Below are 19,910 nucleotides of genomic sequence, written 5' to 3'. Positions count from 1 at the left end.
CTGCCTGCGACACTTCCCCCATGACGCGTACGCATGTGGAGGCCGAGATCGCGACCCAGCCGTCGACGTGGCGGCAGGCGGCGGCGCTGCTGCCGGAGGTCGCCGGGCTGCTGCCGCGGCCGGGCGAGCGGGTGGCCGTGGTCGGCTGCGGGACGTCGTGGTTCATGGCGATGGCCTACGCCGGCCTCCGCGAGGCCGCAGGACAGGGCGAGACCGACGCGTTCACCGCCTCGGAGGTTCCGACGGGGCGCCGCTACGACCGGGTCGTGGCGATCACCAGGTCCGGGACGACGACCGAGGTGCTACGGCTCCTCGCCGCGGTGGAGGCCCCGACCGTGGCCATCACCGGCGTGCCGGAGGAGCAGGTCAAGGACGTCGCCGACAAGATCATCGGGCTGCCCTTCGCCGATGAGGAGTCGGTCGTGCAGACCCGATTCGCAACCACGACGCTGGCGCTCCTGCGGGCCCACCTCGGGCACGACCTGGAGACGCTGGCGGTCGACGCGGAGCGAGCCCTGGACGCCGACATCGCGCCGCACCTCAGCGCCGGCCAGATCAGCTTCGTCGGGCAGGGCTGGACCATCGGCCTGGCCCAGGAGGCGGCGCTGAAGACCCGCGAGGCGGCTCAGTTCTGGGCCGAGGCCCACCCCGCCATGGACTACCGCCACGGCCCCATCTCGATCGCCGAGCCCGGCCGCGAGGTCTGGTCCTTCGGGGAGGCCCCGGACGGTCTGCGGGAACAGGTCACCGCCACCGGCGCACGGTTCGTGACCAGCGAGCTCGATCCGATGGCGCAGCTCGTCCTCGCCCAGCGGGTGGCCGTCGGTCTGGCGCTCGGCCGCGGCCTCGATCCCGACCGGCCGCGCCACCTGACCCGAGCCGTCGAGCTTCCGGACTGATGTCTCCCTTCCGCTCCTCCACCCCCAAGGAACACCAGTGACCCTCACCACCACCGCCGCCCTCGTCGACGCGGCTTACGCCGAAGGCCGCGGTGTCGCCGCCTTCAACGCGATCAACCTGGAGACGGTCGAGGCCATCGCCGCGGGAGCCGAGTCCGCCAACCGGCCGGTCATCGTGCAGATCAGCGAGAACGCCGTGCGCTACCACGGCGGCCTGGCACCGCTGGCACACGCCGCGATCGCCGCCGCCACCCAGGCCACGATGCCGATCTCGCTCCACCTGGACCATGCGACCGACGAGCGCCTGGTCGGGGTCGCGGTCGACCTCGGCTTCTCGTCGGTGATGTACGACGCCTCCCAGCTGCCCTACGAGGAGAACCTCACTCGTACCGCTGCCGTCGTCCGCCGCTGTCACGACCGCGGCGCGCACGTGGAGGCCGAGCTCGGCGAGGTCGGCGGTAAAGATGGTGTCCACGCACCGGGCGTACGCACCGACCCGGAGGAGGCGGCCGCGTTCGTCGCCAGCACGGGTGTCGACGCTCTCGCCGTCGCGGTCGGCTCGAGCCACAAGATGACCACCCGGGACGCGTCGCTGGACGAGGCGCTGATCGCAGCGCTCCGGCGGGCCGTCGACGTCCCGCTGGTCCTGCACGGGTCCTCCGGGGTCAGCGACGACGGGCTCAGGGCCGCGATCGCCGCCGGGATGACCAAGATCAACGTCGCCACCCAGCTCAACAAGGCCTTCACCACCGCGGTCCGCGACACTCTCGAGGCCGACCCGACCCTGGTCGACCAACGCCGATACCTCGGCGCGGGCCGCGACGCGATGGCCGCCGAGACCGCTCGGTTGCTCACCGTCATCTCGGGCTGATCACCCCATCGCTTCCCCATTTTTGTGGAAGCGCTCCCACAAACACGAAATCGTTACTCACGAGCCACTTGACAGCGGCTTGTGAGCGCGATCACACTCTCCCTAGTCCCGAGAGTGGAAGCGCTCTCACTCCCCACACAGACGTGCAGGAGCACCCCGTGTCCAAGATCTCCAAGTCCTGGCGCCGCGGTCTAGCCGCTGGCGCGGTCGCCACTCTCGTCGCTGGCCTCGTCGGGGCCTGCGGCGGCAGCGACGACACCGGCGAGCAGGCCAAGCTCGGCAAAGATGACACCCTGACCATCACGACGTTCAGCGAATTCGGCTACGGCGACCTCATCGACAAGTGGAACGCCGACCCTGAACGCCCCTTCAAGGTCAAGCAGACCGTCGTCGCCGAGTGGGACACCTGGAAGCAGAGCCTCACCACCGGCCTGCAGTCCGGCGAGGGTCTCACCGACATCGTCGGCATCGAGGGCGACATGATGCCCGCCCTCGTCGCCGAGGGCGCCTCCGAGCAGTTCGTCGACCTCACCGACAAGGAGCTCGACAGCCGCTGGATGGAGTCGAAGTACCTCGAGGGCCAGACCGCCGACGGCAAGCAGATCGGCTACCCGACCGACGCCGGCCCCGAGGCGTTCTGCTACCGCGCCGACCTCTTCGAGAAGGCCGGGCTCCCGAGCGACCGCGAGGCGGTGAAGGAGCTCTTCGCGGACTGGGACACCTACTTCGCCACCGGCGACAAGTTCAAGGCGAAGATGCCGAAGACGGCTTGGTACGACTCCAGCGGCGCGATCGCCCAGGCGATGCTCAACCAGGTCGAGTTCCCCTTCCAGACCAAGGACCAGAAGGTCGACGTGGACAACCCGGAGCTCCGGAAGGTCTACGACACGGTCGCACAGCACGCCGCCACCCAGTCGACGAAGGTCGAGCAGTGGGGCGAGGACTGGACGGCCAACTTCACCAACGACGGGTTCGCCACCATCCCCTGCCCGGGCTGGATGTTCGCCAACATCAAGGACTCCGCGCCTGACGTGAAGGGCTGGGACATCGTCGACGCCTTCCCGGGCGGCGGCGGCAACTGGGGCGGCTCCTACCTCGCCGTCCCGGCGCAGTCGGAGCACCAGGAGGAGGCCAAGGAGTTCGCCAACTACCTGACCACGGCCGACTCCCAGGTGGCCGCCTCGAAGGTGGCCGGCAACTTCCCGGCCAACCTGGAGGCGCAGACGGTCCTCGCCGAGGAGAACGCCACGGACACCTACTTCAACGACGCCCCGACCTCGCAGATCCTCGCCAACCGCGCGGACGCCGTCCCGGCGGGTGTCCCGTTCAAGGGTGACAAGTACTCCGACATCCTCGGCCTCTTCCAGCAGGCGATCCGACGCGTGGACGAGGGCACCGACCCCGAGAAGTCGTGGGCGACCTTCCTCGAGGGCGTCGAAGGAATGTCCTGATCGATGCCGACCACCACATCCGCCCCGGTCGAGAACGCCACCTCGGCGACCTCGACCGGGGCGTCCCCCCGCCGCCAGACCTGGCGCGACCGGCTCTCCCGGTGGGACCTGAAGCTCTCGCCGTACCTGTACATCGCGCCGTTCTTCCTGGTCTTCGCCGCCATCGGGCTCTACCCGATGCTCTACACCGGCTACCTGTCCTTCTTCTCCTGGCCCGCCTACGGGTCCGAGGTCGGCCCCTGGGTCGGCTGGGACAACTACGCCCACGTGCTCGGTGACTCGGTCTTCCGCAAGGCCTTCTGGAACACCATCGGGATCTTCCTGCTCTCCTCGGTGCCGCAGATCATCGTGGCGACGATCCTCGCCGCCCTGCTCGACACCCGGCTCCGGGGCCGCACCTTGTGGCGGATGAGCATCCTGCTGCCCTTCGTGGTCGCTCCGGCAGCCTCCGCGATGATCTTCGGCTCGATCTTCGCCGACAACACGGGCCTGATCAACCAGATGCTCGACGGCTTCGGCCTCTCCAAGGTGCCGTGGCACGCCGACCGGTTCGCGAGCTGGACCGCGATCGCAACCATGGTCAACTGGCGCTGGACCGGCTACAACGCGCTGATCATCCTCGCCGCCATGCAGGCGATCCCGCGGGACCTCTACGAGGCCGCCGACATCGACGGCGCCTCCAAGGTGAAGCAGTTCTTCCACGTCACCCTGCCCTCGATCCGGCCGACGATGATCTTCGTCATCGTCACCTCGACCATCGGTGGCCTGCAGATCTTCACCGAGCCCCGGATCTTCGACACCAACCTGCGTTTCCAGGGCGGCTCGGACTTCCAGTACACGACCTTGACGATGTACGTCTTCAACACCGCCCAGACCACGACCAACCCGTATCCACGTGCGGCCGCCGCCGCCTGGGTGCTGTTCCTCATCATCGTGGGGATCGCGCTGGTCAACTTCCTGGTCACCCGGGCCGTCCAGCGTAGGAGCCTTCGATGAGTAGACGACCTGGATTCCTTGTGTACGGCCTGCTCACGGCATTCCTGCTGGGCTCGGCCTTCCCCCTCTACTGGTCGTTCGTGATCGGCTCGGTCACCCGGCATCGGGCGATCCAGTCGCCCCCGCCGCTGATCCCGGGCGGACACTTCTTCGACAACGCAGCCCGGGTCTTCGACCGGATCGACTTCTGGTCGGCGCTGCTCAACTCGATCATCGTCTCCGGAGTCTCGGCGATCTCGGTCGTGCTCTTCTCGACCCTGGCCGGCTACGCCTTCGCCAAGCTCCGCTTCCGCGGTTCCCAGGTGGGCATGGTCTTCGTCGTCGCCACCATGGCGGTGCCGACCCAGCTGGCCCTGGTGCCGATGCTGAAGCAGTTCTCCAACCTCGGCCTGACCGGCACCCTCCCCGCCGTGATCCTGCCGTGGCTGGTGACCGCGTTCGGGGTCTTCTTCATGAGGCAGTACCTCCTCGACGCGATCCCCGACGAGCTCATCGACGCGGCCCGTGTCGATGGGGCGTCCATGATCCGTACGTTCTGGACCGTCGCCATCCCGGCGGCGAGACCGGCGATGGCGATCCTGGCTCTGTTCACCTTCATGCAGGTGTGGACGGACTTCATGTGGCCGTTGATCGTGCTGCAGGGCTCGGACGTCCAGACCCTGCAGACCGCGCTCGACGCGCTCAAGGTCGCACCCGGCCAAGGACATGCCGACATGGCTCTGGTCCAGGCCGGAACGATCCTCGCGACCATCCCCCTACTTCTGTTGTTCATCGCCACCGGACGCCACCTGGTGTCCGGCATCATGCAAGGAGCCGTCAAAGGATGACCAGTTCGATCTACCAGGCCCGTACGTTCCCCAAGGACTTCCTCTGGGGCGCGGCCACCGCGTCCTACCAGATCGAGGGCGCTATCGACGAGGACGGCCGCACTCCCAGCAACTGGGACACCTTCTCCAAGGTCCCGGGAGCGATCCTGAACGGCGACACCGGCGAGGTCGCCTGCGACCACTACCACCGGGTCCCCGAGGACGTCGCGCTGATGAAGCGCCTCAACCTGGCTTCGTACCGCTTCTCGACGGCGTGGCCGCGGATCCGGCCCGACGGCGGGAAGGTCAACCAGGCGGGACTCGACTTCTACAGCCGTCTCGTCGACGAGCTGCTCGAGGCCGACATCGCCCCGTGGATCACGCTCTACCACTGGGACCTGCCGCAGGCCCTCGAGGGCCAGGGCGGCTGGACCAGCCGGGACACCGCCTACCGGTTCGTGGAGTACGCCACCACTGTCTATGACGAGCTCTCCGACCGCGTCGACAACTGGACGACGCTGAACGAGCCGTGGTGCTCGGCGTTCCTCGGCTACTCCGGCGGCCAGCACGCGCCGGGTCGCCAGGAGGGTGTCGCCGGGATCGTCGCTGCCCACCACCTGATGCTCGCTCACGGCCTGGTGGTCAACGAGCTGCGCGGCCGCGGCGCGACGCCGGAGAACGGGAAGTCCCTCGGCATCACCCTCAACCCGACGGTCGTCGACCCCTACGACGCCGACCGTCCCGAGGACGTCGACATGACCCGGCGGATCGACGGGCTGCACAACCGGGTGTTCTTCGAGCCGCTGTTCCGAGGCAAGTACGCCGACGACCTGGCCGCCGACACCGAGGGGCTCACCTTCCAGGGCCGACCGTGGCAGGACTGGGTGCTCGAGGGCGATCTGGAGGTCATCTCCGCGCCGCTCGACGTGCTCGGGATCAACTTCTACTTCGGCAACGCGATCGCCGCGAAGCCGTTCGAGATCGATCCCGACCAGGTGCTGGGCAGCCGGCTGGTCCACTCCGACCTGCCGCGGGGGAACCCCTACCCCGGTGCCGAGTTCGTGACCCCGCGTACGGGCCGCCCGACCACCGCCCGCGACTGGGAGATCGACCCGGTCTGGCTGACCAGGCTGCTGACCCGGCTCAACGACGAGTACGGTGCCCCGCCCGTCTACATCACCGAGAACGGGGCTTACTACGATGATGTGGTGGAGGATGGCGCCGTGCACGACACCGCCCGCCTCGACTACATCGACAAGCACCTGCGCGCGACCCTCGACGCGATGGAGCAGGGTGCGGACGTACGCGGCTACTTCGCCTGGTCGCTGCTCGACAACTTCGAGTGGAGCTACGGCTACGCCCACCGGTTCGGGATCGTGCACGTCGACTTCGAGACCCAGGAGCGCACCGTGAAGGACAGCGGCCTCTGGTTCGCCGATGTCGCCGCCGACAACCGGCTGCCGGCCCGGAATCAAGCCCTGTCGTGAACATGCCCACGCTCGATGAGGTCGCCCGGCTGGCTGGTGTCAGCCGGGCGACCGCGTCGCGCGCCATCAACGGCGGCTCGCGCGTCTCCGCAAAGGCCGCCGAGGCGGTCGCCGAGGCCGTGCAGACACTGGGCTACGTCCCCAACCCGGCTGCCCGCTCACTGGTGACACGGCGGACCGACACGGTCGCGATGGTCGTGCCGGAGTCGGACGAGCGCGTCTTCGCCGACCCGTTCTTCGCCCGCACCATGCACGTGGTGACGCAGGCTCTCGCCCAGCGTGACCTGCAGGTCGTGCTGCTGATCGCCCAGCCGGGCCAGGAGATGCAGCGGACGCTGCGCTATCTGCGTGGCGGGCACGTCGACGGCGCGATCGTCGTCTCTCACCACCGCAATGACGCTCTCGCCGACCACCTCGCCGGCATCGGGCTGCCGGCCTCGTTCATCGGCCGGCCGTTGGCCGGCGCGGAGAAGGTCTTCTACACCGACCCCGACAACGTCGCCGGCGCTCGCGAGGTCACCAACATCCTGATCGACCGCGGCTGCCGCCGCGTCGGCACCATCACCGGGCCCGTCGACATGAGCGCCGGCATCGACCGGGCCACCGGCTGGCGGGCCGCTCTCGACGCTGCCGGGCTCGCCACCGACGCGCTCGTCGAGGGCGACTTCACCGAGGACGGCGGCGAGGTCGCCTGCGAGACCCTGCTGCGCGACCATCCCGACATCGACGGTCTGATGGTCGCCTCCGACCTCATGGCCGCGGGCGCGCTCCGCGCGCTCGCCCGGGCGGGCCGGCGCATCCCCGACGACATCGCGGTCGTCGGTTACGACGACCTCGGCATCGCCGAGCGCACCGCTCCCCCGCTCACCACGGTCAAGAACCCGATAGGAGACATGGCGAGAGAGGCCGTCCGGCTCCTCCTCTCCCAGCTCGACGGAACCACCACCCACCCGCGACGGGTCGTCTTCGCGCCCGAGCTGGTGCGGCGTACGTCTGCGTGAGCTGAGCGTCGCGCGACTCATCCGCCTGCATATCGGAGTGCGGACTCGTCCCGGGCACGTGTGCCGCAGGGCTGTTAGCGTCGTGAAGCGATGCCACATCGCAACTCGACTGGCAGCGTGCCCCGCCTGAAGTCGGCTTCCCGAGTCGACTTCCGCTCACCGGACCTCGAGGACGGTCAGCATCTGTGGCGGATGGCACGGGAATCTCGGGTACTCGACGTAAACGCTTCGTACGCCTACCTCTTGTGGGCTCGCGACTTCGCGGAGACATCGATCATCGCGACCGTCGACGACGATCCAGGAGGATTCGTCACCGGCTATCTACGGCCGGACGAGCCGGAGACCTTGATGATCTGGCAGGTCGCCGTCGACGAGGCGCACCGCGGCCAGGGCCTGGCCCGCCGCATGCTCGACGATCTCGTCGACCGTCTCACCGCCGACCAGGGCATACGCCACCTGGAGACGACCATCACCGCGGACAACAGCGCCTCCATCGCCCTGTTCACCTCGTTCGCGAACGCACGCGGCGCACCGATCGAGCGCAGACCGCTCTTCGACGCCGCGATGTTCCCCGACGGGCACGACGCGGAGCTGCTGTTCCGCATCGGCCCGTTCTCACCCGCACGACCCGATCACGGAGGTGTCATGTCCATGACTACGACCACCGAACCCGCCATCGCCGAGACTCCCCGGGCCGATGGCGACACCGCGATCTTCGACTCTCTGGAGTCGCAGGTCCGCAGCTACTGCCGCAGCTGGCCCGCTGTGATGACCCACTCCCAGGGCGCGACCGTCACCAGCGAGGACGGGACCGAGTACCTGGACTTCTTCTCCGGGGCCGGCGCTCTCAACTACGGGCACAACAACCCCGTGCTGCTGGAGCCGCTGCTCGACTACCTGCGCGAGGGCCGCATCCTGCACTCGCTGGACATGCACACCAGCGCGAAGCGCGACTTCCTGCAGACCTTCTCGGACCTGATCCTCGAGCCGCGCGACCTCGACTACAAGGTGATGTTCCCCGGTCCGACCGGGACCAACTCCGTCGAGGCCGCGCTCAAGCTGGCCCGCAAGGTGACCGGACGCCAGCACGTCCTGTCCTTCACCAACGCCTTCCACGGGATGACGCTCGGTTCGCTGGCCGTGACCGGCAACTCGATGAAGCGCAAGGGCGCAGGCATCCCGCTGACCAACAGCTCGAAGATCCCCTACGACGACTACTTCAACGGCGCCGTCGACGACTTCATGTGGCTGGAGCGGGTGCTCCAGGACAGCGGCTCGGGCGTCGACAAGCCGGCCGCGATCATCGTGGAGTCCGTCCAGGGCGAAGGCGGTCTCAACGCCGCCCGGCTGGAGTGGCTCAAGGCGCTCTCGGACCTGTGCCGTGAGCACGACATCCTCCTGATCGTCGATGACGTCCAGGCCGGCTGCGGGCGTACCGGCACCTTCTTCAGCTTCGAGGAGGCCGGGTTCGCCCCCGACATCGTCTGCCTCTCGAAGTCGATCTCCGGCTTCGGCCTGCCGATGGCGCTGACCCTGTTCCGGCCCGATCTGGACCAGTTCGAGCCGGGCGAGCACAACGGCACGTTCCGCGGTCACAACCTGGCCTTCGTCACCGGGCGGGCGGCGTTGGAGACGTACTGGGCTGATGACTCCTTCCAGAAGGACGTCCAGGCGAAGGCCGCCACGTTCCGAGAGGGGCTGACGGAGATCGCCACTCGGTACGAAGGCGCGGCCGTCCGCGGCCGTGGCTTCCTGACCGGCATCGCCTTCGCGGACGCCAGTGCGGCATCGAAGATCGCGGCAGCGGCGTACGAGCGCGGGCTGCTGGTCGAGACCTCCGGGCCGGAGGACGAGGTGCTCAAGACGATGCCGCCGCTGACCGTCACCTCCGAGGAGCTCGCCCGCGGTCTCGCCGTCCTCGAGGAGGCCACCGCGTCCGTCCTCGGTGACGGTGTCCCCGCCTGACCTCCCCCGACAGCTGAAACGAGAGAGAACATGCGCGTCACCTATCTGGAAGACCTCGACGAGACCGACCGAGACGTACGCGTCGAGTCCGAGCACGGCACCTGGCGAAGCCGCCGGATCGTGCTGGCCCGCGAGGGCGTCGGCTTCTCCTTCCACGAGACCAACATCCCCGCCGGGACGACGAACGAGTTCTGGTACGCCAACCACATCGAGTGCGTCTACTGCGTCGGCGGTGAGGGCGAGCTCCTCGACCGCGAGACCGGCGAGACGTACGAGATCCGCGACGGGATGTGCTACCTGCTCGACAAGCACGACAAGCACACCGTCACCGCCACGACCGACCTGCGTCTGATCTGCACCTTCAACCCGCCGGTCACCGGTCGCGAGGTGCACGACGACAACGGCGTCTACCCGCTCCTGACCGAGGAGGTAACTGCATGACCGCTGCAATCGAACACGTCGACGACGTGTACCCCACCCGTCTCGAGGAGGGCTTCAGCACGCTCCCCCGCCAGGACAAGGTCGTCTGGGGCACCGCGGCCGACGGGCCGATGGACCAGCCGACGCTCGACTCCTACGACGAGCGCGGCTACCTGACCGTCCCCGACCTGATCACGCCCGAGGAGGTCGCGGAGCTGCGTGCCGAGCTGCACCGGCTCAGCAACGACCCCGAGACCCGGGCCGATGAGCGCACCATCATCGAGCCCGCCTCCAAGGAGGTGCGCTCGATCTTCGAGGTGCACAGGACCAGCGACCTCATCGCCCGGCTGGCGGCCGACCCGCGCGTGGTCGGCCGGGCCCGGCAGGTCCTGGGCTCGGACGTCTACATCCACCAGAGCCGGATCAACTTCAAACCCGGCTTCGGCGGCGGTGACTTCTACTGGCACTCCGACTTCGAGACCTGGCACGCCGAGGACGGCCTGCCCCGGATGCGGACCGTCAGCATCTCGATCTCGCTGACCGACAACCACTCGTTCAACGGGCCGCTGATGATCATGCCGGGCACGCACCGGACGTACGTCTCGTGCGGTGGCGCCACCCCTGAGGACAACTACAAGTCCTCGCTGGTGATGCAGGGCGCGGGCACGCCGGACCAGGAGACCATCACGAAGATGGCGGACACCTACGGGATCGACGTGCTCGCCGGAGCTGCCGGCAGTGCGATCATGTTCGACTGCAACTGCATGCACGGCTCCAACGGCAACATCACGCCCTATCCGCGCTCGAACGTCTTCCTGGTGTTCAACAGCGTGGAGAACACCGCGGTCGCGCCGTTCTCGGCCCCGGCTCCGCGGCCGGAGTTCATCGGGGCGCGCGACTTCACTCCGGTGGGCTGACCGCACCGCTGCCTGGCCGCCGGCCCTCGGGTCGGCGGCCGGGTGCGTCGTTGCGCCGGAGGTTGGTGCGGCGTACGTCTGCCTGATCCGGGTCGGCATACTCTGACCCCATGACACGCACTCGCGCCTTCTCGGGCGCCCTGACCGGCGCGGCGCTCCTCGCCCTGTCGCTCGCACTCACGGCCTGCGGTTCGAGCGAGGACTTCGTGCAGGAGAAGACGGTCGAGCGGATCGCGACCGAGCAGCTCACCAACGCCGTCGGCGTCACCCCCGAGGATCTCGACTGCCCCGGCGACCTCGAGGGCAAGGTCGGCACCGAGATGACCTGCGTCCTCACCTCCGAGGGCGAGAAGTACGACGCGATCATCACCGTCGACGACGTCACCGGCGGCCGGGTCCGCTTCAACATCGACGTGCCGCCCAACGCCACGGAGTGAGCCCACAGAGCCCCTTGAGCAGATAACCTGTTGAGTCGTGTCCCCTCATACGAGGCCTTTCTTCGACCATGTCGCGCGCGTGTGTGACGGAACCCCCTACAAGGCGACCGAGACGGCGCGCGGTTTCGACGTGGCTCTCGACCTGGCCAACAAGCGCTGGCACTCCAGGTTCCAGGAGGCCAAGCTGAGCTGGGTCTTCACCTACCACGTGACGATGCCGTCGCGGAAGTCGTACGCGATCATCGAGGACACCAGCAGCGTCGTCTGGTTCGCCGACGAGCCGCACACCCAGAAGACCGGCGTACGCCGCATCGAGGCCGATGACGAGCAGACCGACCAGGGCGTGTGGACCGTCCACGACCCGGAGGCGGTCCCGGACCTGGACCAGTACCGCTTCGACGCCGAGGAGGGGCGCACCCTGATCACCAGCGTCGCCCGCCTCTACGCGCTGCAGCAGCGTGGCGCCCGTCATGAGGGAAGGGCCTTCTCGCTCGCGGTGGGTCTGGTCGTCACGCTCTCCGTGATCGCGACCGTCATCGGGCTCGCGGTGATCCTCAACCTGCTCGGCACCTTCGGCACGCCCTCGTAACCAGATCGCACACGCTTTGTGTGATGCTGGCCGCCATGGACCCCATCCTCGAGGCGAAACGGCAGTGGATCGCGCACGGCTGGGCCGACGCCGCGGACGGGATGGCGCTGGTGACCTCGCTCGTGCGCGTGCACCAGCTCGTCATGGAGCGCGTCGACTCCGCTCTGCGCCCCCACGACCTCTCCTTCGCCCGCTACGAGGTGCTCCGCCTGCTCTCCTTCACCCAGGAGGGCCAGCTCCCGATGGCCAAGCTCGGCTCCCGCCTCCAGGTCCACCCCGCCTCGGTGACCAGCGCCGTCGCCCGGCTGGAGAAGCAGGGTTTCGTACGCCGCAGCCGCTCCGCCGCCGACGGGCGCGTCGTCCTCGCCGCCATCACCGATGCCGGGCTCGAGGCGGTCGAGGCGGCCACGATTTCGCTCAACAGCGAGATCTTCGAGAAGCCCGGGATCGAGGACGTACCCGGCCTGACCGGGTTGCTCACCGAGCTCCGCGCGGCTGCCGGGGACGCAGTCGGCTGACCCCGGGGCCGAGGCCTCGACGTCGCGTACTGGCGAGTATGTGACGTACGACCTATCCTAGAAATACTTGGACGTCCAACTATTCCCTGGGAGCACCGCCCATGTCCGACCTCCACATCCCCCAGAACCACGTTCGGATCGTGACCGCGAGCAGCCTGTTCGACGGTCACGACGCGGCGATCAACATCATGCGCCGGATCTTCCAGGCACAGGGATGCGAGGTGATCCACCTCGGTCACAACCGCTCGGTGACCGAGATCGCTGACGCGGCCGTCCAGGAGGACGCCCACTGCGTCGCGGTCTCGTCCTACCAGGGCGGCCACGTGGAGTTCTTCGAGTATCTGGTGAGCGCGCTCAAGGAGCGCGGCGCCGGTCACGTCAAGGTCGTGGGCGGTGGCGGCGGCGTCATCGTGCCCTACGAGATCGAGCGGCTCGCCAACTCCGGCGTCAAGATCTTCTCCCCCGAGGACGGCCAGCGCCTGGGGCTGCCGGGGATGATCAACACGGTCGTACGCGACATCGACCGCGACCTGTGGCCGACCTTCAGCGTCAGCCCCGACGGCGTGATCGCCGGCTACGGGATCGTCATCGGGCGCACGATCACCGGCGCCGAGCAGGGTCGGCTGCCCGAGGACTTCCTGGCGCGCCTGCGCGAGGCCGACCAGGCGGTCGTGCTCGGCGTCACCGGCACCGGCGGCTCCGGCAAGTCCTCCCTCACCGACGAGCTGGTGCGGCGGCTGCGGATCGACCAGGAGGACAAGATCCGCATCGGCGTGCTCGCCATCGACCCGACCCGTCGTCGCGGCGGCGGTGCTCTGCTGGGAGACCGGATCCGGATGAACTCGCTGGCCGCGATCAGCGACGGCGGCTCGACGACCTACTACCGGTCCCTGGCCACCCGCGGCGGCCACGAGGTGCCCGAGCACTTCGCCGACGTGCTCGCCGTGATGAAGGCCGCCGTCGACCTGGTCATCGTCGAGACGCCCGGCATCGGCCAGGGCGACACCGGGATCAGCGACTTCGTCGACGTCTCGCTCTACGTGATGACGCCCGAGTTCGGCGCCGCGAGCCAGCTGGAGAAGATCGACATGCTCGACTTCGCCGACGTCGTGGCGATCAACAAGTTCGAGCGGCGCGGGGCCAAGGACGCACTGCGCGACGTCTCCCGCCAGCTCGTCCGCAACCGGGAGGCGTTCACCTCCTCCCCCGACGACATGCCGGTCTTCGGCACCTCGGCCGCCGCCTTCGACGACGACGGCGTCACCGCGCTCTACCAGCACCTGCGCGGTCTTCTCGCCGACGCGGGGCTCGCGGTCGGCGAAGGCGTCCTCCCGAGCGTCTCGACCCGCCACTCGACGGGCCTCCACCCGATCATCCCCGAGAAGCGGGTGCGCTACCTGGCCGAGATCGCTGGCGACGTACGCGACTACCACGCTCGCACCGACGAGCTCATCGCCGCGGCACGGAAGGCGCAGGCCTACGAGATCGTGGCCGAGGACCACCCCGAGCTCGAGGCGCCTGCCGCCGACCTCCCCGACGATCTGCGCGAGCAGCTCTCGGCGTGGGAGGAGACCAAGGAGACGTACGCCGCTGACGAGGGTGGCCGGACGTCGCTGTCGGGCAACTACATCCCCCGGGTGGCTCTGCCTCGCTACACCGACCGCGGTGAGCTGACCCGGTTCTTGCGCAACGAGAACCTGCCCGGGTTCTTCCCGTTCACCGCGGGCGTCTTCCCCTACAAGCGGGCCAACGAGGACCCGGCGCGGATGTTCGCCGGCGAGGGCGACCCGTTCCGCACCAACCGCCGCTTCAAGCTGCTCTCCGAGGGCCAGCCGGCGACTCGGCTGTCGACCGCGTTCGACTCGGTGACGCTCTACGGCCGCGACCCCGACGTACGCCCCGACATCTACGGCAAGGTCGGCACCTCCGGTGTCTCGGTCGCAACCCTGGACGACATGAAGGCGCTCTACGACGGCTTCGACCTGCTGGCCCCGACGACCTCGGTGTCGATGACGATCAACGGACCCGCCCCGACGATCCTGGCGTTCTTCCTCAACACCGTGATCGACCAGGCCCTTGAGCGCGGCGTGGACCCTGCGAAGGCGCTGCAGACGGTCCGGGGCACGGTGCAGGCCGACATCCTCAAGGAGGACCAGGGCCAGAACACCTGCCTGTTCTCCACGGAGTTCTCGCTGCGCTGCATGGCCGACATCCAGGAGTGGTTCATCGAGCAGGGGGTTCGCAACTTCTACTCGGTGAGCATCTCCGGCTATCACATCGCCGAGGCCGGGGCGAACCCCATCTCCCAGCTCGCCTTCACGCTCGCCAACGGCTTCACCTACGTCGAGTCCTACCTCGCTCGTGGCATGTCGATCGACGACTTCGCCCCCAACCTGTCCTTCTTCTTCTCCAACGGGATGGACCCGGAGTACTCAGTCATCGGCCGCGTCGCCCGGCGCATCTGGGCGGTCGCGATGCGGGAGCGCTACGGCGCCTCGGAGCGCTCGCAGAAGCTGAAGTACCACATCCAGACGAGCGGGCGGTCCCTGCACGCGCAGGAGATGGACTTCAACGACATCCGCACCACGCTGCAGGCGCTGATCGCGATCTACGACAACGCCCAGTCGCTGCACACCAACGCCTTCGACGAGGCCGTGACGACCCCGTCCGAGGAGTCGGTGCGGCGTGCCCTGGCGATCCAGTTGATCATCAACCGCGAGTGGGGCATGGCGTTCAACGAGAACCCGCTCCAGGGCTCCTACATCATCGATGAGCTCACCGACCTCGTCGAGGAGGCCGTGCTGAAGGAGTTCGACCGGATCTCGGAGCGCGGCGGCGTGCTCGGCGCGATGGAGACCGGCTACCAGCGCGGCAAGATCCAGGACGAGTCGATGCTCTACGAGCACCGCAAGCACGACGGCACGCTGCCGATCGTCGGCGTGAACACGTTCGTCCGGGACACCAACGGCGAGCCGGCCGGGCCCGTCGAGCTCGCCCGGGCGACCGAATCGGAGAAGAAGTCCCAGCTCGACCGCGTCCACGCCTTCCAGGCTGCCCACGCGACCGAGGCGGAGGCGGCCATCGCCCGCCTCAAGCAGGCTGCCACCTCCGACGAGAACGTCTTCGCCGCGCTCATGGACGCGGCTCGGGTCTGCTCGCTGGGGCAGGTCACCGAGGCGTTCTTCGAGGTCGGGGGCCAGTACCGCAGGAACGTCTGACCAACCCCCGCTGGTCGAGCCGGAATCGTGAGGTACGAACGAATCCGTGTCGAGACCAACACAGCACCGTATGCGACTGTGTTGGTCTCGACACGCCTCCGCCTAGCGGCTCCGGCGGCTCGACCAGCGGGACGGCTCGACCAGCGGGACGGCTCGACCAGCGGAGGAGAGATATGGACGACCTTGGCACGCCTTACGACGGGCCGCGGCCGGCGACGCGGGTGGTCTCGCTGGTCCCGTCACTGACCGAGGCGCTCGTCTCGGTCGCGGCGGACCGGGTCGTCGGGGCGACGGACTGGTGCACGCATCCGGCGGACCTGGACGTGCCCCGCGTTCGCGGGACCAAGAACCCGGATCTGGCCGCGATCGCGGCGCTGGCGCCGGACGTCGTCGTGGCCAACAAGGAGGAGAACCGGGAGCTCGACGTACGCCGGCTGCGGGAGCGCGGGATCCGAGTCTGGGTCACCGACATCGAGACGGTCCCCCAGGCGGTCGCGTCGATGGAGAGCCTCCTCGACGGGCTCGGCTGGGACCGGCCAGAGTGGCTCGCCGAAGCGCGAAGGCTCTGGTGCGGGTCGCTCCCGGAGGTCACCCGCCGGGTCGCGGTGCCGATCTGGCGCGACCCGTGGATGGTGGTCGGCTCACGGACCTTCACCGGCGACCTGCTGCGGCGGCTGGGGTGGGAGAACGTCTTCGGCGAACACGAGGAGCGCTATCCGCACGTCGAGCTGGCAGAGATCGGCGACGCAGGGGCCGATGCCGTGCTGCTGCCCGACGAGCCGTACGTCTTCACGGCGGAGGACGGTCCGGAGGCCTTCACCCGGACGCCGACGGAACTGGTGAGCGGCCGGTTGATCACCTGGTACGGGCCAAGTCTGGTCGAGGCACATCGGTGTGCAGCCGGCTGATCGCCGGCACCTGAGCCAGGCCGTTGATGACGACCGAGAAGACCAGCAGAGCGAGCGCCCATCCCGGCTGACCGGCGTCCAAGAGCGCCAGCGAGGCGAGTCCGAAGACGATCACCTTCACCAGCGGCCGGACCGCCGGACCTCCGCGGGTGGCCTTGGGCGAGGCGAACATCCCCCAGACGACCGCCGCCAGCACCGGAAGAATCCAGACGAGCAGCCATCGAGGGTCGTGCTGCCAGCCCCAGACCCCGAAGGCGGCCATCGCCAACAGCTCATCGACGAACACCAGAGTCAGCACAAACCAGCCGAAGACAGTCACGGCGGCATCCTAGGGTCGGCCGACCCGTCCCGCGCCTGAATATCCGCGGCGCTGACCCGGGGAGCGTGAGGCGTGCCTGGTACGCCTCACACTCCCCAGGTCAGGTCTGCCTGAGGGCGCTTTCGTCGGCGGTGAGGGCCGCCAGGTCACGTACGGCATAGCGGTGGTGCTCGGCCTCCTCGGCGAGCACCACCTTGAGGCAGCGGCGTACGTCGTAGTCGGCGTCGGGGTCGTTGCCGACCGGCTTGCGGGCGCAGAGCCGGTCGAGGTCCTCGTCGATGACCCCCGCGACGAACTCACGCATGGTGCGCATCCGGGCGAGACGAGGCTCCAGGATCTCCTCCAGCGACGGGTCGGCGTCGACGGTGAGACCGGTGTCCGCCTCGTCGGCACCGGCGGGGCCGAAGCCGAGCGGGTGGTAGGGCTGGTCCTCCTCCAGGACCGGGTTGCCGAGCCACTTGTCGCTGGCATAGAGCAGATGGCGCTGGGTCTCGATGAACGACCACTCGTCGTCGACCCGCCGACGGTGCAGCTCTGCGGGCAGCGCTCGGACCCGCTCGAACGTGGCCGCCCATGTCGCCTCGAGCGCCGCCCAGACCGCGCGGATCTCGTCCGCCGTCTGCGCCTTGCGGGCGAGCGCCCGGTTGGGCTCGGCGCGGTCGAGCTCGGCCTCGACGTAGGCGGTCACGTCGATGTCGTTGACCACGATCCGCCCGAAGTCACCGGCGACGTAGACGTCGCGGCCCCAGCAGTCGACGATCTTGAGCCGCTCCTCGAACCAGCAGTCCCGGATCTCCAGACCGCTGACGTCGCTCTGCGTGATCAGTGCGTCGCGGAACCGGTCGCTGTCGACGTACGTCCTCGTCTGTTCGTAAGGCATAGGCCATCGTCGGCCGCTGCAGCGCGCCCGTCAACGGAAGGCGGGCTTCTCCTTGGCCAGGAACGCGCGTACGCCTTCCTTGAAGTCCGAGCCGGTGTAGACCTCGCGCAGCAGGTCCTCATCGCCTTCCGGCGAGGCCTCGGTCCGGGCGGCGAACGCGGCGAGCTGAGACTTGGTGGCTCGGACGGTGACGCCGGAGAGCGGCAGGATGCCGTCGACCAGGGCGTCGACCTCCTCGGTCAGCGAGTCGGTGACGGCGGTCAGCGCGCCGGTGGCATAGGCGCGGTCCGCGCCGACCAGCCGCGCCGCGAGGAGCATCTCGCGCACGACCGGCTCGCCGAAGACGGCCGCTGCGCGGTAGACGATGGAGGCCGCGAGCGCGTTGCCGAGCGTCTTGGCGATCGGGTAGCCGAAGCGTGAGTGCGGCGTCGCGACCCGCAGGTCGCAGTGGGTCGCGACCGCGAGCCCGCCACCGACACAGACGCCGTCGACCGCGGCGATGGTCACCTGCGGGAGCGCGAACAGCTTCTCGAGCAGCGCTCGGATCCAGTCCTCGTAGTCCACCGCGTCGCGGGAGAGGAAGTCGGAGATCTCGTTGCCGGCGGCAAACGCCCGACCGCCGGTGCCGGTCAGCACCAGCACCTTCACCGACTCGTCCGTCGCCAGCTCGTCGCACAGATCGTGCAGCGCCGCGTACATCGCGTGCGTGAAGGCATTGTGCTTCTGCGGCCGGTTGAAGGTCACCTGTACGACGCCGGGGCGCCGCTCCACTACCAAGTCGTCGCTCACGGGAACCGAGCGTAGGACACCCGTTGGGTGCCCTACGCTCGGCACTCATCAGATGAGAGGCTCGACCTGGTCGGTGTAGATCTTCTCCAGAGCGGTCTTGAGGCTGTCCATCTCCGCCTGGACGTCCTTGTTCTCGGTGAGGATCGCAGCCATGTGGTTGGCCATCTCCAGGTCGCCACCGGGCAGGAAGACGCGGGCATAGTCCTGTGAGCGGGTGTTGGGGAGCTGGTCGATCGCGACCTGGGCCTGCGGGGTCTTCTTCACGATCGTGGCGGGGTCGGCGGACTTGCGGATCGGGACGTAACCGGTCGCCTCGGAGAACTTGATCGCCTGCTCGGGCTCGGTGAGGAACTTGATGAACGTGCCGGCCGCGAGCTGCCGTTCAGGGCTGATGTCCTTCGGGATGCCGACGCCCGACCCACCTGTCGGACAGATCTTCTCGGTCTCCGCGGGACCGGCGGGCAGCGGAGCGACGCCGACGTCGAACTTCGCCGAGGTGATCGCGGTGATCAGGTCACCGGTCGACCCCACGGTCGCACTGGCGACGCCCGCCGCGAAGTCCTGGATCTGGTCGACCCCCGCGACCCCCGCGACCTTGTCCTTGTAGACCCAGTCCTTGAGGAAGGAGAGCGCCTCGACCGCCTCCGAGGAGTTGCAGGTGATGTCGAAGGAGGCCTCCTTGGACCAGCCGCCACCCCAGCCCCACAGGTTGTTCTGCAGGGTCCAGCCGGCGTAGCCCGCCAACGCGGGGAACTGGAACGCGAACTTCGCGCCGCTGGCGGAGGCGAGCTTGGTCTTCCACTCGTCGAACTCCTCCCAGCTCTCCGGACCCTGGTCCGGCAGCCCGGCCTTCTTCCAATGCTCCTTGTTGTAGTAGAAGAGCGGCGTCGAGCGAGCCCACGGCACTGCCCAATGGGCGTCGTCGTAGAGGTAGTCACCGAGCAGCGAGTCGACGTAGTCGTCGGTCTCGAACTCGAGCGCCTCGAAGAGCGAGTCGAGCGGGATGATCTGGTCGTTCATCTTGTAGCGGAACCACCACACGTCCGACAGGTTGATGATGTCGGGCAGGTCGCCGCCGGTCTGGGCCGTCTGGAACTTCTGCGCGATCTCCTCGTAGTCGGCGCCGGCGGTGACCAGCTTGACCGTGATGTCGGACTGCGAGGAGTTGAAGGCCTCGACGATCTCGGTGCTGACCTTGATCGAGTCACCGGGGTTGGAGGTCCAGAAGGTGATCTCCTTCGCCGGCTTCACACCGCTGAAGTCGATCTGTTCGACGGCACCGGCGCCGGTGCCGCCGCCGCTGGTCGAGGGACCACCTCCGCAAGCGGAGAGCGCCGCCGCGGAGATGCCGAGGGCGCTGAGGCCGAGGAACCGTCGTCGGTCCAGGATCAGACCCGAGCGATGCAGGTTGGACGAGGTGTTCATGGAGCATCCTTTCC

At 68.5% G+C, this 19,910-nt stretch carries 20 protein-coding genes; 15 read left to right on the top strand and 5 right to left on the bottom strand.

Annotated features, from left to right (window positions below; all coding sequences use genetic code 11):
• Nucleotides 1–20: 20 nt before the first annotated feature.
• The 10 genes from IEY84_RS24885 (at nt 21) to thpD (ending at nt 10,813) form a co-directional block, all read left to right on the top strand.
• On the top strand, nt 21–899 hold the full coding sequence (locus tag IEY84_RS24885) for an SIS domain-containing protein (RefSeq protein WP_183550271.1): 879 nt from the start codon (nt 21–23) through the stop codon (nt 897–899).
• Nucleotides 900–936: 37 nt separating this feature from the next.
• A complete protein-coding gene (locus IEY84_RS24880; protein ID WP_183550273.1) occupies nt 937–1,770 on the top strand; it encodes a class II fructose-bisphosphate aldolase in 834 nt (277 codons plus the stop codon).
• A gap of 158 nt (nt 1,771–1,928) precedes the next feature.
• Nucleotides 1,929–3,221 carry an ABC transporter substrate-binding protein gene (locus tag IEY84_RS24875; protein WP_183550277.1) on the top strand — a complete coding sequence of 431 codons (1,293 nt, stop codon included), beginning with the start codon at nt 1,929–1,931 and terminating at the stop codon, nt 3,219–3,221.
• Nucleotides 3,222–3,224: 3 nt separating this feature from the next.
• A complete protein-coding gene (locus IEY84_RS24870) occupies nt 3,225–4,217 on the top strand; it encodes a carbohydrate ABC transporter permease (protein WP_189129323.1) in 993 nt (330 codons plus the stop codon).
• The gene (locus tag IEY84_RS24865) at nt 4,214–5,044 is read left to right on the top strand and encodes a carbohydrate ABC transporter permease (RefSeq protein ID WP_183550282.1); all 831 of its coding nucleotides are present in this window, start codon (nt 4,214–4,216) and stop codon (nt 5,042–5,044) included. The genes IEY84_RS24870 and IEY84_RS24865 overlap by 4 nt, the downstream gene beginning before the upstream one ends.
• Nucleotides 5,041–6,510 carry a glycoside hydrolase family 1 protein gene (locus IEY84_RS24860; protein WP_183550285.1) on the top strand — a complete coding sequence of 490 codons (1,470 nt, stop codon included), beginning with the start codon at nt 5,041–5,043 and terminating at the stop codon, nt 6,508–6,510. Before IEY84_RS24865 ends, IEY84_RS24860 begins: the two co-directional genes overlap by 4 nt.
• A gap of 2 nt (nt 6,511–6,512) precedes the next feature.
• Complete coding sequence (locus IEY84_RS24855; RefSeq protein WP_183550288.1) at nt 6,513–7,511, top strand: LacI family DNA-binding transcriptional regulator; 999 nt, start codon at nt 6,513–6,515, stop codon at nt 7,509–7,511.
• A gap of 117 nt (nt 7,512–7,628) precedes the next feature.
• Nucleotides 7,629–9,476: a diaminobutyrate--2-oxoglutarate transaminase gene (ectB, locus tag IEY84_RS24850; protein ID WP_229788987.1), complete on the top strand. Its 1,848-nt coding sequence runs from the start codon at nt 7,629–7,631 to the stop codon at nt 9,474–9,476.
• A gap of 30 nt (nt 9,477–9,506) precedes the next feature.
• The gene (locus IEY84_RS24845; RefSeq protein ID WP_183550294.1) at nt 9,507–9,917 is read left to right on the top strand and encodes an ectoine synthase; all 411 of its coding nucleotides are present in this window, start codon (nt 9,507–9,509) and stop codon (nt 9,915–9,917) included.
• Complete coding sequence (thpD, locus tag IEY84_RS24840) at nt 9,914–10,813, top strand: ectoine hydroxylase (RefSeq protein WP_183550297.1); 900 nt, start codon at nt 9,914–9,916, stop codon at nt 10,811–10,813. Before IEY84_RS24845 ends, thpD begins: the two co-directional genes overlap by 4 nt.
• On the opposite strand, the gene IEY84_RS26970 is transcribed toward thpD, so the two are convergent.
• On the bottom strand, nt 10,797–10,925 hold the full coding sequence (locus IEY84_RS26970) for a hypothetical protein (RefSeq protein WP_260174006.1): 129 nt from the start codon (nt 10,923–10,925) through the stop codon (nt 10,797–10,799). The two genes, thpD and IEY84_RS26970, sit on opposite strands and share 17 nt — an antisense overlap.
• On the opposite strand from IEY84_RS26970, the gene IEY84_RS24835 reads away from it, so the two are divergent.
• The 5 genes from IEY84_RS24835 (at nt 10,924) to IEY84_RS24815 (ending at nt 16,483) form a co-directional block, all read left to right on the top strand.
• Nucleotides 10,924–11,250, top strand: a complete 327-nt coding sequence (locus tag IEY84_RS24835) for a DUF4333 domain-containing protein (RefSeq protein WP_183550300.1) — start codon at nt 10,924–10,926, stop codon at nt 11,248–11,250. The genes IEY84_RS26970 and IEY84_RS24835 overlap by 2 nt on opposite strands.
• Nucleotides 11,251–11,329: 79 nt before the next feature.
• Nucleotides 11,330–11,839 carry a hypothetical protein gene (locus IEY84_RS24830; RefSeq protein WP_183550304.1) on the top strand — a complete coding sequence of 170 codons (510 nt, stop codon included), beginning with the start codon at nt 11,330–11,332 and terminating at the stop codon, nt 11,837–11,839.
• Nucleotides 11,840–11,874: 35 nt separating this feature from the next.
• The gene (locus tag IEY84_RS24825; protein ID WP_183550307.1) at nt 11,875–12,357 is read left to right on the top strand and encodes a MarR family winged helix-turn-helix transcriptional regulator; all 483 of its coding nucleotides are present in this window, start codon (nt 11,875–11,877) and stop codon (nt 12,355–12,357) included.
• A gap of 101 nt (nt 12,358–12,458) precedes the next feature.
• Nucleotides 12,459–15,575, top strand: coding sequence for a fused isobutyryl-CoA mutase/GTPase IcmF (gene icmF / locus IEY84_RS24820; protein WP_183550310.1), 3,117 nt, complete (start codon nt 12,459–12,461; stop codon nt 15,573–15,575).
• Between the two features lie 173 nt (nt 15,576–15,748).
• Nucleotides 15,749–16,483: a helical backbone metal receptor gene (locus IEY84_RS24815; RefSeq protein ID WP_183550313.1), complete on the top strand. Its 735-nt coding sequence runs from the start codon at nt 15,749–15,751 to the stop codon at nt 16,481–16,483.
• On the opposite strand, the gene IEY84_RS24810 is transcribed toward IEY84_RS24815, so the two are convergent.
• The 4 genes from IEY84_RS24810 to IEY84_RS24795 form a co-directional block, all read right to left on the bottom strand.
• Nucleotides 16,431–16,802 carry a YrdB family protein gene (locus IEY84_RS24810; protein WP_221209195.1) on the bottom strand — a complete coding sequence of 124 codons (372 nt, stop codon included), beginning with the start codon at nt 16,800–16,802 and terminating at the stop codon, nt 16,431–16,433. The two genes, IEY84_RS24815 and IEY84_RS24810, sit on opposite strands and share 53 nt — an antisense overlap.
• A gap of 100 nt (nt 16,803–16,902) precedes the next feature.
• Nucleotides 16,903–17,682 (bottom strand): DinB family protein, encoded by a 780-nt coding sequence (locus tag IEY84_RS24805; protein ID WP_183550316.1) that lies wholly within the window; start codon nt 17,680–17,682, stop codon nt 16,903–16,905.
• A gap of 30 nt (nt 17,683–17,712) precedes the next feature.
• Nucleotides 17,713–18,471, bottom strand: coding sequence for an enoyl-CoA hydratase-related protein (locus IEY84_RS24800; protein ID WP_183550319.1), 759 nt, complete (start codon nt 18,469–18,471; stop codon nt 17,713–17,715).
• Between the two features lie 48 nt (nt 18,472–18,519).
• The gene (locus IEY84_RS24795; protein ID WP_183550322.1) at nt 18,520–19,896 is read right to left on the bottom strand and encodes an ABC transporter substrate-binding protein; all 1,377 of its coding nucleotides are present in this window, start codon (nt 19,894–19,896) and stop codon (nt 18,520–18,522) included.
• Nucleotides 19,897–19,910: the final 14 nt, after the last annotated feature.

Origin of the sequence: Nocardioides albus (genome assembly GCF_014648255.1) — a bacterium.
GTDB classification, from domain to species: domain Bacteria; phylum Actinomycetota; class Actinomycetes; order Propionibacteriales; family Nocardioidaceae; genus Nocardioides; species Nocardioides albus.
Note: the sequence above shows the minus strand (reverse complement) of the source record. Positions and strands in the feature narration are given on the sequence as shown.

Bases quoted from the DNA above. Each gene is read 5' to 3' on its own strand.
- IEY84_RS24885 (WP_183550271.1), top strand. From the start codon at position 21: ATGACGCGTACGCATGTGGAGGCCGAGATCGCGACCCAGCCGTCGACG.
- IEY84_RS24870 (WP_189129323.1), top strand. From the start codon at position 3,225: ATGCCGACCACCACATCCGCCCCGGTCGAGAACGCCACCTCGGCGACC.
- IEY84_RS24865 (WP_183550282.1), top strand. From the start codon at position 4,214: ATGAGTAGACGACCTGGATTCCTTGTGTACGGCCTGCTCACGGCATTC.
- IEY84_RS24860 (WP_183550285.1), top strand. From the start codon at position 5,041: ATGACCAGTTCGATCTACCAGGCCCGTACGTTCCCCAAGGACTTCCTC.
- IEY84_RS24855 (WP_183550288.1), top strand. From the start codon at position 6,513: ATGCCCACGCTCGATGAGGTCGCCCGGCTGGCTGGTGTCAGCCGGGCG.
- IEY84_RS24845 (WP_183550294.1), top strand. From the start codon at position 9,507: ATGCGCGTCACCTATCTGGAAGACCTCGACGAGACCGACCGAGACGTA.
- thpD (WP_183550297.1), top strand. From the start codon at position 9,914: ATGACCGCTGCAATCGAACACGTCGACGACGTGTACCCCACCCGTCTC.
- IEY84_RS24835 (WP_183550300.1), top strand. From the start codon at position 10,924: ATGACACGCACTCGCGCCTTCTCGGGCGCCCTGACCGGCGCGGCGCTC.
- IEY84_RS26970 (WP_260174006.1), bottom strand. From the start codon at position 10,925: ATGGGGTCAGAGTATGCCGACCCGGATCAGGCAGACGTACGCCGCACC.
- IEY84_RS24825 (WP_183550307.1), top strand. From the start codon at position 11,875: ATGGACCCCATCCTCGAGGCGAAACGGCAGTGGATCGCGCACGGCTGG.
- icmF (WP_183550310.1), top strand. From the start codon at position 12,459: ATGTCCGACCTCCACATCCCCCAGAACCACGTTCGGATCGTGACCGCG.
- IEY84_RS24815 (WP_183550313.1), top strand. From the start codon at position 15,749: ATGGACGACCTTGGCACGCCTTACGACGGGCCGCGGCCGGCGACGCGG.
- IEY84_RS24805 (WP_183550316.1), bottom strand. From the start codon at position 17,682: ATGCCTTACGAACAGACGAGGACGTACGTCGACAGCGACCGGTTCCGC.
- IEY84_RS24795 (WP_183550322.1), bottom strand. From the start codon at position 19,896: ATGAACACCTCGTCCAACCTGCATCGCTCGGGTCTGATCCTGGACCGA.